At 74.3% G+C, this 13,867-nt stretch carries 12 protein-coding genes and 1 CRISPR repeat array (1 of these 13 cut by a window edge); of the genes, 8 read left to right on the forward strand and 4 right to left on the reverse strand.

Going from position 1 to position 13,867, the window contains the following annotated elements:
- Positions 1-69 precede the first annotated feature (69 nt).
- Both ACVWNX_RS24500 and ACVWNX_RS24505 read right to left on the reverse strand, forming a co-directional pair.
- Complete coding sequence (locus ACVWNX_RS24500) at positions 70-1,413, reverse strand: glycosyltransferase family 4 protein (protein WP_454409945.1); 1,344 nt, start codon at positions 1,411-1,413, stop codon at positions 70-72.
- 645 nt (positions 1,414-2,058) lie between these two features.
- Positions 2,059-3,024 carry a PorA family protein gene (locus ACVWNX_RS24505; protein ID WP_454409946.1) on the reverse strand — a complete coding sequence of 322 codons (966 nt, stop codon included), beginning with the start codon at positions 3,022-3,024 and terminating at the stop codon, positions 2,059-2,061.
- A gap of 633 nt (positions 3,025-3,657) precedes the next feature.
- Between ACVWNX_RS24505 and ACVWNX_RS24510 the strand changes: the two genes are divergently transcribed.
- The 3 genes from ACVWNX_RS24510 (at position 3,658) to ACVWNX_RS24520 (ending at position 6,732) form a co-directional block, all read left to right on the forward strand.
- Complete coding sequence (locus ACVWNX_RS24510; protein ID WP_454409948.1) at positions 3,658-3,804, forward strand: hypothetical protein; 147 nt, start codon at positions 3,658-3,660, stop codon at positions 3,802-3,804.
- 1 nt (position 3,805) lies between these two features.
- Positions 3,806-5,101, forward strand: a complete 1,296-nt coding sequence (locus ACVWNX_RS24515; RefSeq protein ID WP_454409950.1) for a PucR family transcriptional regulator — start codon at positions 3,806-3,808, stop codon at positions 5,099-5,101.
- A gap of 200 nt (positions 5,102-5,301) precedes the next feature.
- Positions 5,302-6,732 (forward strand): VCBS repeat-containing protein, encoded by a 1,431-nt coding sequence (locus ACVWNX_RS24520; RefSeq protein ID WP_454409951.1) that lies wholly within the window; start codon positions 5,302-5,304, stop codon positions 6,730-6,732.
- Here the strand turns inward: ACVWNX_RS24520 and ACVWNX_RS24525 are convergent.
- Positions 6,716-6,961 carry a hypothetical protein gene (locus tag ACVWNX_RS24525; protein WP_454409953.1) on the reverse strand — a complete coding sequence of 82 codons (246 nt, stop codon included), beginning with the start codon at positions 6,959-6,961 and terminating at the stop codon, positions 6,716-6,718. The two genes, ACVWNX_RS24520 and ACVWNX_RS24525, sit on opposite strands and share 17 nt — an antisense overlap.
- Before the next feature lie 212 nt (positions 6,962-7,173).
- Between ACVWNX_RS24525 and ACVWNX_RS24530 the strand changes: the two genes are divergently transcribed.
- Positions 7,174-7,746: a hypothetical protein gene (locus ACVWNX_RS24530; protein ID WP_454409955.1), complete on the forward strand. Its 573-nt coding sequence runs from the start codon at positions 7,174-7,176 to the stop codon at positions 7,744-7,746.
- A gap of 319 nt (positions 7,747-8,065) precedes the next feature.
- Here the strand turns inward: ACVWNX_RS24530 and ACVWNX_RS24535 are convergent, their stop codons facing one another.
- A complete protein-coding gene (locus tag ACVWNX_RS24535; protein WP_454409957.1) occupies positions 8,066-9,100 on the reverse strand; it encodes a tetratricopeptide repeat protein in 1,035 nt (344 codons plus the stop codon).
- A gap of 501 nt (positions 9,101-9,601) precedes the next feature.
- Here ACVWNX_RS24535 and ACVWNX_RS24540 point away from each other — a divergent pair.
- Genes ACVWNX_RS24540 through ACVWNX_RS24555 form a run of 4 tightly spaced genes read left to right on the forward strand, consistent with a single transcriptional unit; the run spans position 9,602 to position 13,040 of the window.
- Positions 9,602-9,820 carry a hypothetical protein gene (locus ACVWNX_RS24540; RefSeq protein WP_454409959.1) on the forward strand — a complete coding sequence of 73 codons (219 nt, stop codon included), beginning with the start codon at positions 9,602-9,604 and terminating at the stop codon, positions 9,818-9,820.
- A gap of 39 nt (positions 9,821-9,859) precedes the next feature.
- Entirely contained in the window at positions 9,860-11,011 is a 1,152-nt protein-coding gene (locus ACVWNX_RS24545) for a phosphotransferase (protein WP_454409961.1), read from the forward strand.
- A complete protein-coding gene (locus ACVWNX_RS24550; protein WP_454409963.1) occupies positions 11,008-11,925 on the forward strand; it encodes a lactate/malate family dehydrogenase in 918 nt (305 codons plus the stop codon). Before ACVWNX_RS24545 ends, ACVWNX_RS24550 begins: the two co-directional genes overlap by 4 nt.
- Complete coding sequence (locus tag ACVWNX_RS24555; protein WP_454409965.1) at positions 11,922-13,040, forward strand: hypothetical protein; 1,119 nt, start codon at positions 11,922-11,924, stop codon at positions 13,038-13,040. Before ACVWNX_RS24550 ends, ACVWNX_RS24555 begins: the two co-directional genes overlap by 4 nt.
- A 111-nt stretch (positions 13,041-13,151) precedes the next feature.
- Positions 13,152-13,867: direct repeats of the CRISPR family, unit length 29 nt; unit sequence GGGACCACCCCCGCACGCGCGGGGAGCAC; it runs 165 nt beyond the window's last position.

Genomic DNA, 13,867 nt, shown 5'->3' on the forward strand with positions numbered 1-13,867 from the left:
ACGGCGTCCTCGCGGGCCACGGCGACGGCCGGGACCGCCGGAGGCGTCAGTGGAGAGGCGCACCGGCCCTCACCCCCGTCCGGCCCGGGGGTACCGGAAGCCCCGGGAGCCCTCGGAGCCCCGGGAGGACGGTGGGTCCTGAGAGGACCACGCGTCTTGAGGGGACCGGGAACCCCGAGAGGACCGTGAGCCCTCCGACGCCCCGGCGGCTGCCCCGAACGCACCGGGCAGCGCGGGCACTCCGGGCCCCGGGGACTCCCCGGAGAACCGTCCGGCGACGGCCTCGGCGGCCACCGCCCGGAAGTCCCGCACGGTGTTCGCCCAGGTGTACCGGGCGGCCCGGTCCCGCGCGGCGGCGCCCATCGCGGCCCGCCGCGAAGCGCTCAGCGCCAGCTCGCACCAGGCGGCGGCGAGTGCGCTCTCGCCCCGGGCCAGCACTCCGGTCACCCCGTCCTCGACGGAGTCCCGCAGCCCCGGCACGTCGAACCCGACGGTGGGCGTGCCCCGGGTCGCGGCCTCGGTGACGACCAGCCCCCACCCCTCCACGGCGGAGGGGTGCAGCAGCAGCCAGGCCGCGCTGAGCAGCCGGTGCTTCTCCGGTTCGCCGATGTGCCCGGTGAACTCGACGCCGGGCCCGGCGAGCCGTTCCAGCCGGGCGCGTTCGGGGCCCTCGCCGACGATGACGAGCCGTCCGCCGGTCACCGGCCGGACCCGTTCCCACAGCCGCAGCAGCAGATCGATCCGCTTGTACTCGACCAGCCGCCCCATCGCCAGGAACAGCGGTCCGGGGGAGCGCGGCAGCGGCGGGCCGGGCGGCTCGACGCCGTTGTGGACGATCCGGATCCGCGAACGGTCCACCCCGATCCCGGCGAGGGCGTCGGCGGTGGAGCCGGAGACGGCGACCATCAGGTTCCGCCGCTGGCCCTCGCGCAGCGCCCAGTGCTCCAGCCGTCGGCCGAGCCGTCCGGCGGGCGCCAGCGGACCGCCGCCGAAGCGCAGGTCCCACAGGGCGGTGTGGACGTGGTTGACCAGGCACAGGGTGGGCCCCCGGTGCCAGAGCGGAGCGAGGTACGGCATGCCGTTGCACACCTCGACCAACAGGTCGCAGTCACCGATCTGACGGGCCACGGCCGTCCGGGCGCGCAGGAAGTGACCGAGGTCGCCGCCCGCCGACACCACCCGGTAGTTCCGGTAGGCGGCGGGCCCGCCGCACACCAGGGTCACCTGGTGGCCGAGCCGGGTGAGGCCGTCGGCCAGCCGGTCGACCAGCAGTTCGGAGCCACCGGCGGCGGGGTTGCCGAGGTCGCGGCGGCTGAGGAACACGATGCGGCGGGGAGGTGCGGGCGGCTCCGCCGACGGCTGACCGGACCGGGGAGCGGTCGCGTGCGGCGGCGCGGGCACGTGCTGGGGCATGGGCGCTCCAACTCGTCTGAGGGTCCGGCCCCCTGGCACGGGGCGCCGGGACGGTCGGCGTGACGGGGACGGGGACGGGACGGACACGGGTGCGGCACGGGGACTGGTACGGGGACGGAGACGGGGAGCGGGACGGACACGGGTGCTGGGACGGCACCGGGACCGGTACGGCATCGGTACGGGACGGGGACCGGCACCGGGACGGGCCCGGGACCAGAACGGGAACGGGATGTCGGCACCCGGTACGGGGACGGGGACCGGCACCGGGACGGGCCCGGGACCAGAACGGGAACGGGATGTCGGCACCCGGTACGGGGACGGGGACGGCACCGGGCCGGGGACACGAACGGGGACGGGGACGGGTACGGGTGCGGGGACGGAGCCCGGGACGCGAACGGCCTCGGGTACTGATCGTGGGTACGGGTACGGGGGCGGGCGCGGCCACCGGACCGGACGCGCCCCCGGTTCGGGGCCGGGACGGGCACGGAAAGGAACGGCGGACGCGGTGGGCCGGCGGACGTGGTGGGACGGGGGAGTCCGAGGGGTGAGGGACGGTGGTGGGTGGGATGGACAGTTTTCGCCCAGTGCTTCCCCGCGGCTACTCACCGGTATGACAAATTCCCCGTGGCCGCGCGGCCCGCCCCGTCACGCCGCTGACAGTTCCGGCGCCGGGTCCTCCTTGCGGCCCCGCACCAGCAGCAGCACCCCCGCCGCCCCCAGCAGCAGACCCAGCCCCCCGGCCACCACCGGACCCGCCAGGCCCACCAGGCCCAGCTTCCGGTTGTCCGCGACGGCCAGCTCGACCTGCTTCCTCTGGGTGGCCTCGGTGAACGCGATCCGCTCGCTGTCCAGCAGCACCACCGCGTCGGTGTCCCCGCCGGGCGCCCGCAGCGTCTTGCGGGGGCCGATCGCCGCGTACAGGATCCGGCCGGTGCGCGGGTCGGCGACCAGTTCGATGCCGTGGTTGGCGTACCACTCCTCCGCCATGACCTGCGGGGTCTTCGGCTTGCCGACCAGCACGCCGGGTACCTGACGGCTGCCGGTGCGCACCGCGTCGACGGTGGCCGTGAACCGGTACCCGGTGTGCCCCTGGACCCGCTTGGTGCCCCGGTACGCCAGCTCCACCGTCGCGCCCAGGGTGCTGTCCCACCAGCGGTAGGGGCGCTTCTCCACCCCGAACGGGAACTTCAGGTACGCCTCGCCCTCGAACCGGGGGCTCTCGTCGCAGCAGTGCACCGGACGGTTGGTCCGGCGGTCGGTCACCCAGCGTTCGCGCGACCACTGGAGCGCGTCGCGCGGGTCGGCGGCGGGCAGGGTGGCGTCCGTGTCGACGGTCGTGGACACGTCCCAGACGGCCCGTCCGCTGGCCTCGCTGTCGGCGACGTCGCCCCGCACCTTGCGGGTGATCGTGAGCTTCCCGTCCCGGACGGTCCGGACCTTCCCGGTGTCGAAATAGCTGCCCTGACCTGTGAAGACGGTGGTGGTGTCGGTGTCGATGGGGGTTCGCTGGGCGCGCGGTTCCACGTACCAGGCGAGCAGGGCGGCCAGCACCAGCAGAAAGGTGCCGGTGCCCAGCAGGACCAGGGAGACGGGGGAGGCAGTGCGACGCATCCGGGCACTCCAAGGGGTCGGGAGGGGCGGGAAGGACCGGGGAGACGAGCGGGGCCGAAGGAACCCGACCCGCTCCCAGGGGTGGCCGAGCAGAAGAACCACCACTACGAAAAGCGGAGGAAAGCAGGCAAAACCTGACGGTTCAAGCGGGCTGAAGGCAGCGGAGGACCCCCGTCGGACGATGACGGAGGGTGATCACGCGACGGAGGGGGCCGGGCGGAAACGCGGACGCCGTATGGGCCGGGAACCGTAGGCGCACCCTTGACTAGGTGTCAATGCACTGCCCACACTGACCCCAGCCGGTCGGGGCCGGCACCAGTCGCCGCGGAACGTCGCGGCCCGGACCTGTCGTCGGACCACCGGGGACGGGCCGGGGGCGGACACGGCGGACGCACCCCAGGGGGACCACGGGGACCGTGGACCAGGGCCACGGCCCGCCCGTACCGCTCGGCCCGGTGGACCGCGTGGCCCGTCACACCTCAGGTTCCGACGGACCTCCCGGCCCGACGGACCGTGTGGCCCGACGGACCCTGTGGACCGATGGACCGATGGACCGATGGACCGATGGACCGATGGACCGTGGGGAACATCCGGGTGGGGACGACCTTCCGACCGGAGAGGCTGGACCCAGCAATGCCCAGACCGCTAGCCGCCGCGCTCACCGTGGTGACCGCCGCCGCCCTCGCCCTCGGTGCCGCCCTCGGCATCGTGGCCCTGCTCGACGCCACCCCCGAGCAGCCCAACACCCCGCTCGTCACCTACCGGACGCCGCAGCGCTGACGTGACCCTTCCCCCCGCCTCCCCGCCCCGCTGGGACCCCGGCCCGCCCGGCGGCGCGCTCTCGGCCTGGCACGACGTGCCCCGCACCCAGGTGCGGCGGTTCGCGGCGCTCGCCATGGCCGAGGTGCCCGTCCTCGCCGAGGAGATCCTGGGCCGGATCCGCCACGAGTACCCGCACCTGCCGGTCATCCTCGACGACTCCGGCGAACCCAAGTCGCTCGTCGGCATCCGCCGCGCCATCGAGATCTTCATCCAGCACATGGAGACCGCCGAGGGCGCGCCCCGGGTCCAGCCCGAGGTCTTCCAGGACTTCGGACGCGGCGAGGGCCTCGGCGGCCGGAGCCTCGACTCCCTCCAGGCCATCTACCGGCTGGGCGTCCGCCTCGCCTGGCGCCGCCTCGCGGAGATCGGACAGCGCGTGGACATCCCGCCACCCGCCATGTACGAACTCGCCGACGCCGGGTACCAGTACCTGGACGGACTGGTCGAGGCGTCCGTGCGCGGCTACGCCGAGGCCGCCGCCCGCCAGGCCGGGGAACGGCTGCGGCTCCAGCGACGGCTGATGGAACTCCTCCTGACCGAACGCCCCGACGATCCCGCCCCGGGCGGCGACGGCCCCTACGGCCCCCCGGAGTTCGCCGCGACCCTCGCCGAACGGGCCGCCCGGATCGGCTGGCCGCTGCCCACCCGGGTCGCGGCGGGGGTGCTGCTGCGCCCCGCCCGGGAGGCGGTGGCACCCGCCGTCGGCCAGGGCGTGCTGCTGGACATGGAGGCCGAACGCCCCCGGATGGTCGTCCCCGACCCCGAGGCGGCGGGCCGCCCGGAACTGCTGCGCCGCGCCATGACCGGCTGGTCCGGGGCGATCGGCCCGCCGGTCCCGCTCATGGACGCGGCGAAGTCCCTGCGCTGGGCCGAGGCGGCGGTCCGGCTGATGGAACGCGGACTGCTGCCGTCGGGGGAGGTCCTGCACTGCGCCGAGCACACCCAGGCCCTCGTCCTGCTCCAGCCGGAGGAACTCGTCGACGACCTCGCCCGCCGGGCGCTCGCCCCGCTGGCCGACTGCGGACGCACCCACCGCCGACGGCTCGCCGAGACCCTGCTTGCCTGGCTGGAGACCCGGGGCGGCGCCCCGGAGGTCGCCGCCCGCCTGGGCGTCCACCCCCAGACGGTCCGCTACCGCCTCCGCCAGATCCGGGAACTGTGGGGCGACGCGGTGGACGACCCCGACCAGCGCTTCGAACTCGAACTCGTCCTCCGCGCCCAACGCCTCCGGGGCGACCTGGGCACCACCCCCTGACCAACGGGCCCGACTTCCCCGACCCCCTGACTTCCCCGGCGCCCCAACTTCCCCGGGGTCCCCAACAACCTCCCCGGATTCCCCAACTTCCCCGATTTCCCCTGACTTCCCGTACAACCCTCACCCGTGTTCAGGAGTCCCCTCAGCGCCGTAAGACCCGGACGCCCGACGAGGGCGTCCCCACCGCAGGAGACCCCTCAATGCACCAGCGCACAAGACTCGTCCTCGCCACGGCCACCGCGGCCGCGCTGACGGGCGGTCTGCTCACCTTCGCGGCGGCCCCCGCCGCCGCCGCTCCCCTCGCCTCCTCCGAGGCGGACTTCAACAAGGACGGTTACGCGGACGTCGCCGTCTCCGCCAGCGGAGCCACCGTCGCGGGCAGGTCGGCGGCCGGTCAGATCGTCATCCTCTACGGCGGTGCGACGACCACCCGCAAGGTCACGATCAGCCAGAACACCTCCGGGGTGCCCGGCAGCGCCGAGAAGGACGACCGCTTCGGCGGCAGCGCGACGTACGGCGACTTCGACGACGACGGCTACGACGACCTGGCCGTCGGCGCCCTGGGCGAGGACGTGGGCCGGGACAAGGACGGGGGCGGCGTCACGATCCTGTGGGGCTCCCCCTCCGGCCTCAAGGGCGGTTCGAGCGTCACCGACCCGCGTCCCGGCAAGCACGACCGCTTCGGCTTCGGCGTGCAGGCGGGCGACTTCGACGGCAACGGCAAGGAGGACCTGGCGGTCATCTCCCGCGACTCCGCCGAGGTCGACGTCCTGCGCGGCGGCTTCAAGCGCTCCGGCCGTGCGGCCGGACGCTACACCCTGGCCCCCGCGCTCTACGACGGCGCGGGCGACGGGGCCTTCTCCCTCAGCTCCGGCGACGCCAACGGCGACGGCCGGGACGACCTGCTCGTCAACGGCTACGCCAGGAGCGACGGGATGAACGCCAACTACTGGCTGCCCGGCTCCTCGCGCGGCGCCACCACCTCCGGCGCCCAGCGGCTCTCCGGGGGAATCATCACCGATGTCGGCGACACGGACGGCGACGGGATCGAGGACATCGTCTTCGGCATCTCCTGGGACCGGGACTGGAAGGGCCGGGTGCTGATCAGCAAGGGCACGCGCCGGGGCCCCGCGCACGGACAGCGGGAGTCGTTCACCCAGAACACCGGCGGGGTGCCCGGCAGCAGCGAGAAGGACGACTACTTCGGCCTGGAGATCGACCTCGGCGACATCAACGGGGACAAGCGGCCCGACCTGGTCGTCGGTTCCCCCGGCGAGGACCTGCCGGGCGGCAAGGACCAGGGCGCGGTCACCGTCCTGTACGGCGCGGCGAACGGCTCCGGCATCACCGCCCGGGGCGCCCGCCTCCTCGACCAGGACACCCCGGGCGTCCCGGGCCGCGCCGAGACCGGCGACGGGTTCGGCGGCGAGGTCCACGTGGACGACCTGAACGCCGACGGCCGGGGCGACGTCCTCGTCGGCAGTGCCGGCGAGGACGGTCGCAACGGCGCGGTGTTCGCCCTGCGCTCCGGGGCCGGCGGAAGTCTGACCTCCCCCGCGGGCATCTACGTGACCGACGTGGGCGTGTCGACGGCGGGCCAGCCCGTCCTCGGCCTCAACTTCGCGGACTGACCCCCAGCCCCTTGACCGCGGCCCCGCCCCTCCCACCCGGAAGCGGCGGGGCCACGCCCGTCCGCGACCACCGCGCGGAACACCACCCCGACGCCACGTCAGACGACTGCGGACTACCCGCCCTTGACGCCCGGGACGAAGAAGGCGGCGAAGGCACGGCGGCGACCGTGAGGGGGGACCGCCCGGGGGCCTTGGAGTCACGGACGGGAACGGCACTGGTGGCGGTCACGGCCGAGGGCGCCCACTCGACGCACGAACCGCCGCCGGTCCCAGCGATGACGACCCCTCCGCCGAAGGGCCGCCGCTCACGGCGCGGTCACCGCCGTCGAACAGCGGGTTCGGTGTGGAAGGGCGGCCCCGACAGCCCAGAACGCGACAGGAGTCGGCGGGTTCTCTTCACTGTCCCCCGGACGCCCGCTCGGCGCTCCTAGGATCCCCGCCATGGAAAAGTCGTTTGTCGTGCACGTGGACGGCGGGCTCTTCTGCCTCTCCGGCGACGAGGAGGTGGCGGTCGAGTCGACGCGATGGTCCAACGGGCTCCTCGCCCCGATGGACCACGGGGCGTGGATCCTGACGGGCATCCACACCGGCAGCGTGACCGTCCGGGCCGAGAACCACCCCGATGCCCCGCCCGTCGACCCCGGGCCCTGGGAGGAGATCGTCGAGGCCAGCGTCCACTCTCCCGACGGGGAGATGTCGGTCGACCCCGGGTACGTGGTGGGCGATCCCCCGTACCTCGCGAGCCGGGGAACGGGCTGGTACCGCCTCAGGGTCTACGCCCACGGACGCGGCCTCAACCCCGACGGCGTCAACGCGGAACCCGCCGAGCGCTACCTGATCCAGTCATGGCCCCGCGACTGGACCGCGCAACGGATCCTGCGCCCCAGCCCCCGCATCGGGAGTTCCCTCGCGGCCACCTCCGGCGAACCAACCGGCAAACCGCGACACCGCCCCTCTCCGGAGCCGGAATCCCCCGAGAGGACCCGCCTACTGCAACACCTCCGGAACCGCTGATCCCCGCACGCGCGGGGAGCACCGGCGCTCGGACAGGAACCGCTCGAAGCGCAGGGGACCACCCCCGCACCGCAGGGAGCACCCCGAGGTGGAAATCCCCGCCCCCCGCCCCGGGGGACCACCCCCGCACGCGCGGGGAGCACCCACACCAAGCGGCCCCGCGCCCCGGGGCCGCTTCGGGCATGTCCAGGCGCGGCCTTCGCGCGGACGCGCGCGGTGTTCCTGGTCGCACCGGGCAGCGGGGCGGCGGGTGCGGAGCGGGCCCCGACGAGCGGAGCCCCGGGCTCGCCGACTACGGCTGAACGCCCCCTGAACCGGTTCAGGGCCGCCGGGCCAGGAGGGCTGCCGCGCGTTCGGCGAGGTTCCGCGCGTCCGTGTCGTCGGGGTAGCGGGCGAGGCGGACGCGCAGGTCCTCGGCGGAGTCCCGCACGCGGGTGGACTGGACGCCTTCGGCGCAGTCCAGGAAGTCCTTCCAGACGGTCAGGGCGCCGTCGAGGTCGCCCTGGCGGAGGTGGATGGCGCCGAGGTGGCCGAGGACGGTGGCGCGGGTGCGGCGGCGGTCGAGGCCGTGGACGGCGAGGGCCTGGTGGAGCTGGGCGCGGGCGCCGTCGAGGTCGCCCATGCGGGCGAGGATCAGCCCGGAGGCGTGTGCCCAGCGTCCGATGGTGAAGTGGGAGGCCCACGAGGTGCCGGTGGGGGCGTCGGCGGTGCGTTCGATGGAGGTCCGGGAGGCGGTCAGGGTCGTGGTGGCGAGCCTGTGGTTGCCGTCCAGGGCGGCGGCGTCGGCGAGGGTGGACTGGTAGTAGGCCGTGACCCGGGGGTCGCTCAGGCCCCTGGCGCGGTCGACGCACTTCTCCGCTAGGGCCAGGGCTCTGGCGTGGTGGCGGGGGCCGAGTTCCATCGCCTGGACCGCCAGGCCCCGCAGGGCGGTGGCCGCGAGCTCCGGTTCGTTCGCTTCGTCGGCGAGCCGGTAGGCGTGTGCGTAGTAGCTCCTGGCGGCCGCCTCGTCGTCGGCGTGGTCCCGCGTCATCCAGCCGATGAGGTGGGCGAGCCGGGAGGTCGCGGCGTACAGGTCGCGGCCGGTGGCTTCGGTGTAGCGGCCGTCCAGCCACGGGCCGACGTTCTGGGTGAGGTAGCTGACGGCGAGGTGGCGGACGTGTCCGCCGCCGTACTCGGCAGCGTTGTCTCCCAGGACCTGGACCATCTGCCGGATGGCCTGGACTTCTCCGCTGCCGACGCGGACGGCGCCCGCCGCGGCCGTGCGGACCCGGCGGGTGACGGCGTCGGCGTCGGGCACGCCGAGGAAGGACAACGTGCCGCCGCCGGAGGCGGTCAGGAAGCTGCGGCGGTCCATGCTCTCGCTCCTTCCCAGGGCCAGGATCGAGGCCACGGTATCCACGGAGTCGGGTGTCCGGGCAGAGGATTCGGCCTCTTGACCCAGTCGTAAGACCCGGAACACGTGCGGCCTCCAGTGCTCTCCGGGCGTCCGCTCCCCGCTCAGCAGCTTGCGCGCGTACTGGCGGGTCATGCCGTGCGGGCCCTGGCCTGCCGCGGTGCTCAGCTCTCTGGCGAGTTTGGTGGGGCCCCACCCCCGTTCCTCGCACGCATCACGGATGAGGTGGTCGATGCGGCGGTTTCCGTCAGGTGCCATGGCCGTCCGGCTCTCTCGGCTGGGTTACGCGGGACTACGCGGGGTTACATGGTGGGTCCTCCCGCCTCCGGGAGTCAGGCGGTTGAGTGGATTCACGCCGACCGGTGCCCCGCTGGAAACGAACGCGGGGACTGGTCGGCCCCACGGCGGCGAGACCCGTGAACGGGTCGCCGCGCCACCCCTGGAGGAGACGGAGGCGACTGGATGACCGTGCGAGGAAGACAGGACGGAGGGCGGCACGGGAGCTCCGCCCGGAACCAGACCGAGTCGACCGATTCGGCCGGGGCGTGGGTGTTCGCCGTGCTCGCCGTACTCGGTCTGGGCGCTCCCGCCTTGATCCTGCGGGCTGAGGCCGTCGAGGTGTTCGGCCCCGGCCACCCGACGCCGGTGTCGGTTCCCGACACCGGTCCCGGTCCTGGCTGACGCCGGGCCCGTCCTTCCCTTCGTCTGAAGGAGTGCCCTGTGCACACCTCTGTTCCGGCTCCGGCCGATCTCATGACCTACGCCAGCGGCTGGATCGGGCACACCGCCGCCGCTCTGTGGCCGGGGGCGACCGTCCGCTTCGGCCCGCACGTCCCGTCCGTGACCGCCTACGTCCGCCGTATCGAGGTGGACGGCCGTCCACTGTTCGCGAAGGTGTCCCTGCTGGGCGTCTCGCTCGTCTCCGTCCTGCGCGGTGCCCGCGGAGACTGGACCAGGGTCAAGGCCCGGCAGACCGCCTACACCGCTTCCCCGGGCGGGCTGCTGGAGCGGGAGACGCTCCAGTACGGCATCCTGCGGACCGCCGGTCTGAGGGCTCCGAGGATCGCTGGCTACGCGGACGGGGTCCTGTTCACCGAGCCGGTGAACGGGCCCACGCTGGCCGACCTGGTCGTCAAACGGCCGCACCGCACCGCCGACTTCCTGGCGGCGGTCGTGCGTGAGCTGGAGGCCCTGGATCAGCCGGACATCAGGGCCCTGGCGACGGCGGCGGCCATCCCGGAGCGCTCGGTCCCGGCGACGTTCGCCCGGAAGTTCAACGGCATCAGCGCCGCCTCCTGCGTCGCCCTGACGGGTGATTCCGCTCCCGTCCTCCAAGGGGTGGTCGCGCGGCTGCTGAAGCTGCGGGGAGTCCTCGCGGGAGCCAGCGGAGGCGTCGTCTTCGGGGACCTGAAGCCGGAGCACGCCCTTTTCCCCGACGACGGCGGCCGTCCGGTCTTCCTCGACCCGGGCCTGTCGCCGGGGCACCCGGCGACGGACCTGGGCAAGCTGGTCTCCCGGCTCGTCCTCCACCTGGTGGCCGTGCCGCCCGAGGGGGCCGGTACGCATACGGCGGTGGGCGGGATCGACCGGTTCACCGGCACGATCACCGGCGGCATGGCCCGCGCTGAACGCGCGGACTGGCTAAGGCGGTTGGTGGTCCTGTGGTTGATGGACACCGTGAACATCCTCACCACCTACCTCACCGCCCCTCAGGGGCTGCGGCTGCCCGAGCACGCCCGGGCGGTGACCGGGCGGGCGGGCGCGGTCTGCGCGATGCTGGAGCGGACCTCCGCGGCCCTGGAGGCGGGGACGGACGGCACGGTGCTGTGGCGGCTCGCCCTGGACCACGCGGCGACGGCGGCAGGCCGGTGAACCGCCGTGCCGGGGCGGTGGGGATCATCGGCGCCGGGGCCGTCGGCCACACGGTCGCCACCCTGATCACCGCGGCCGGATGGTGCGAGAAGCTGCTGATCGCCTCCGGCAGCGCCCGCTCCGCCGAAGCGCTCGTCACCGACCTGGAGGACATGGCCCAGGTCATCGGCTCCCCCGCCCGCGCCGAGACCGCCGACGTGTCCGCCATGAGCGGCTGCGACGCGGTGGTGATCTGCCCGAGGGCGAAGTTCACCAACACCGCCGGACGCGACGTCCGCATGGCCGGACTGGAAGCCAACGCGCCCCTGATCGCCGCGCTCGGCCGTCAGCTCGCCGGATACACCGGGACGGCGATCATCGTCACCAACCCGGTCGACGTGATGACCCGGCTGTTCACCCGGGCCTCCGACGCCGTCCGCGTCTACGGCGTCGGATCCGCCACCGACAGCGCCCGCTACCGCCTCGCCCTCGCCGGCCTCCTCGCCGTGCCCGTCGCATCGGTGGAGGGCCGGGTGGTCGGCGAGCACGGCGACCACCCGGTGGTGTGCGCCGCCGCCACCCGCGTCGGCGGACTTCCGGCCGCCATCCCCCTGCGGGACGTCCACGCGGAGCTGGCCGCCCGCCCCCGCCGGATCAACGCGGGGCTCGGCCGGGCCCGCTCCGGCCCGGCGGGGGCGGTACTCACCGCGCTCACCGCGGCCCTGGGCCTCGTGGACACCGTGGTGGAACTGTCCGTCGTCAACCCCGACGGCTCCTGCCTGGGAACTCCGTTGCGGTTCACCGGGGGCAGGCCCACCGTGGTCCCGTCCGGCCTCGACCCCGCCGAGACGCGTCAGCGGACAGACGCCGACCACAAGACCCGCACCGCCTACCAGACCATCCGGCACTGCCTCGAAGGAGACGCCACCCCGTGAACCCGTACGCCACCCGGATCACCACGGCCAGCCGCGCCGTGACCGTGACCAGCGGCATCCTGTCCATCCCGGTCTGGTCCCAGCGGTACTTCGGCTCCTGGTGGAACGCCGCCAGGGTCAGCGGACCCGTCACCGGGCCGGTCGTGGCCGCCGACGTCGACGTGGCCGAGCTCTCCCAGCTGACCCGCGACGTCCTCGACCACCCGCATGAGAGCACGCAGTACGCCGGAGCGTCCATGCTCCACCGACGCGAACGGGACGGCACGGTGACCGCCGCCCAACCCGGCCACGATCTCGCCTTCCGTTACCAGCCCGGGGAACGCCGACTGCGGATCGTCGGAGGCGACGACACCCCCGTGGCCACCGCCGCCGCGCGCCTCGCCCGCGAGCTCCTGCGCTCCCAGCTCCTGACCGACGGCTGGACGATCCTCCACGCCTCCGCCGCCGTGAAGGACGGCCACGCCGTGCTCACCCTCGGCGGGAAGGGAGCGGGCAAGACGACCACGGGCCTGCTGCTGGCCCGCTCCGGATGGCGGCTGCTGGCCAACGACCGGGTGTTCGTACGCCCCGAGGACGGCGGCGTGCGGGTGCTGCCCTGGCCCGCCGCCGCCGCGATCGGGCTCGGTCTTCTGGACGCGCTCGGCCTCTACGACACCGTCCGGGACCGCGTCCTCGCGGGCGAACGGCTGCACCCCACCCAGCACCGGAGCGTCACCGACGCCCTCACCTCCGGCACCCGTGAGCCCGTCTGGAACGAGAAGAAGGGCAAGGAACTCAAGCCCCAGTTCTTCCCCGACCAGATCGGCACCTGGCTCGGAATGCCCCTGGCCACCGAAGGCCAGGCCGCCCGCGTCCTGTTCCCCCGCATCACCACGGGCGAGGACCCGGCCGTCGTCGACGACGGACGCGAGCTGGACGCCGCCGACTTCTTCACCGCCAGCACGGACGACCGCTACCCGGACGTCTTCGGACTCATCCCCGCCAGCACCGAAACCAGCCGGGCACAGCGCGACGACCTCGTCCAGCGGCTGTCCAAGCTCCCCCGCCACGGGATCACTCTCGGACACGACGTGGAAGCCAACACCGCGTTCCTCACCAGCCTCACCAGCCGGTAGAACCCCGCCTCGCCGCCCTGGCCGCACCACGGCCAGGCCGCTTGACCGGCCGCGAGGGCTCCGGGGTGACATCCAAGCGGGGCGGCCGCGGCAAGAGACGAGAGCCGTCGGCGGACCACCCCCGCACGCGCGGGGAGCACAACAGCGCCTGAAACGACGACGGCGCCCAGGAGGGACCACCCCCGCACGCGCGGGGAGCACGCAGGCCCGGCAGAATCGTTTCTGCCGGGCCAGGGACCACCCCCGCACGCGCGGGGAGCACCGGTGCCAGTCCTCCTCGGTGCGCCGCACCAGGACCACCCCCGCACGCGCGGGGAGCACGAGGTCCGCCTCCCCGGCCGGTCGTCCCTCCAGGGACCACCCCCGCACGCGCGGGGAGCACAACTCGGATCACGGGCTCACCCTGCCCGAGCGCGGACCACCCCCGCACGCGCGGGGAGCACCACCGGCCTTTCCGCTGGCGGCAATGCGGGCAGGGACCACCCCCGCACGCGCGGGGAGCACGCGATGGGGTCTAACTGCCTGTGGGGCCCGGCGGGACCACCCCCGCACGCGCGGGGAGCACCCCGCGAACGCCTCCCGGTCCAGCACCACCTCGGGACCACCCCCGCACGCGCGGGGAGCACGCCCGCCCCGGTGAGGGGCGGGCCTGGGGCGGGGGACCACCCCCGCACGCGCGGGGAGCACCACTGGGCGGCCGAGGGCATGGGCCTGCGCGAGGGACCACCCCCGCACGCGCGGGGAGCACTGACCCACCCCAAGGCCACGACCCTCAACGGCGGGACCACCCCCGCACGCGCGGGGAGCACACCCGGAGAACCCCCGGG

It is taken from the genome of Streptomyces sp. JNUCC 64 (assembly GCF_054484115.1).

Bases quoted from the DNA above. Each gene is read 5' to 3' on its own strand.
- ACVWNX_RS24500 (WP_454409945.1), bottom strand. From the start codon at position 1,413: ATGCCCCAGCACGTGCCCGCGCCGCCGCACGCGACCGCTCCCCGGTCC.
- ACVWNX_RS24505 (WP_454409946.1), bottom strand. From the start codon at position 3,024: ATGCGTCGCACTGCCTCCCCCGTCTCCCTGGTCCTGCTGGGCACCGGC.
- ACVWNX_RS24510 (WP_454409948.1), top strand. From the start codon at position 3,658: ATGCCCAGACCGCTAGCCGCCGCGCTCACCGTGGTGACCGCCGCCGCC.
- ACVWNX_RS24520 (WP_454409951.1), top strand. From the start codon at position 5,302: ATGCACCAGCGCACAAGACTCGTCCTCGCCACGGCCACCGCGGCCGCG.
- ACVWNX_RS24530 (WP_454409955.1), top strand. From the start codon at position 7,174: ATGGAAAAGTCGTTTGTCGTGCACGTGGACGGCGGGCTCTTCTGCCTC.
- ACVWNX_RS24535 (WP_454409957.1), bottom strand. From the start codon at position 9,100: ATGGACCGCCGCAGCTTCCTGACCGCCTCCGGCGGCGGCACGTTGTCC.
- ACVWNX_RS24540 (WP_454409959.1), top strand. From the start codon at position 9,602: ATGACCGTGCGAGGAAGACAGGACGGAGGGCGGCACGGGAGCTCCGCC.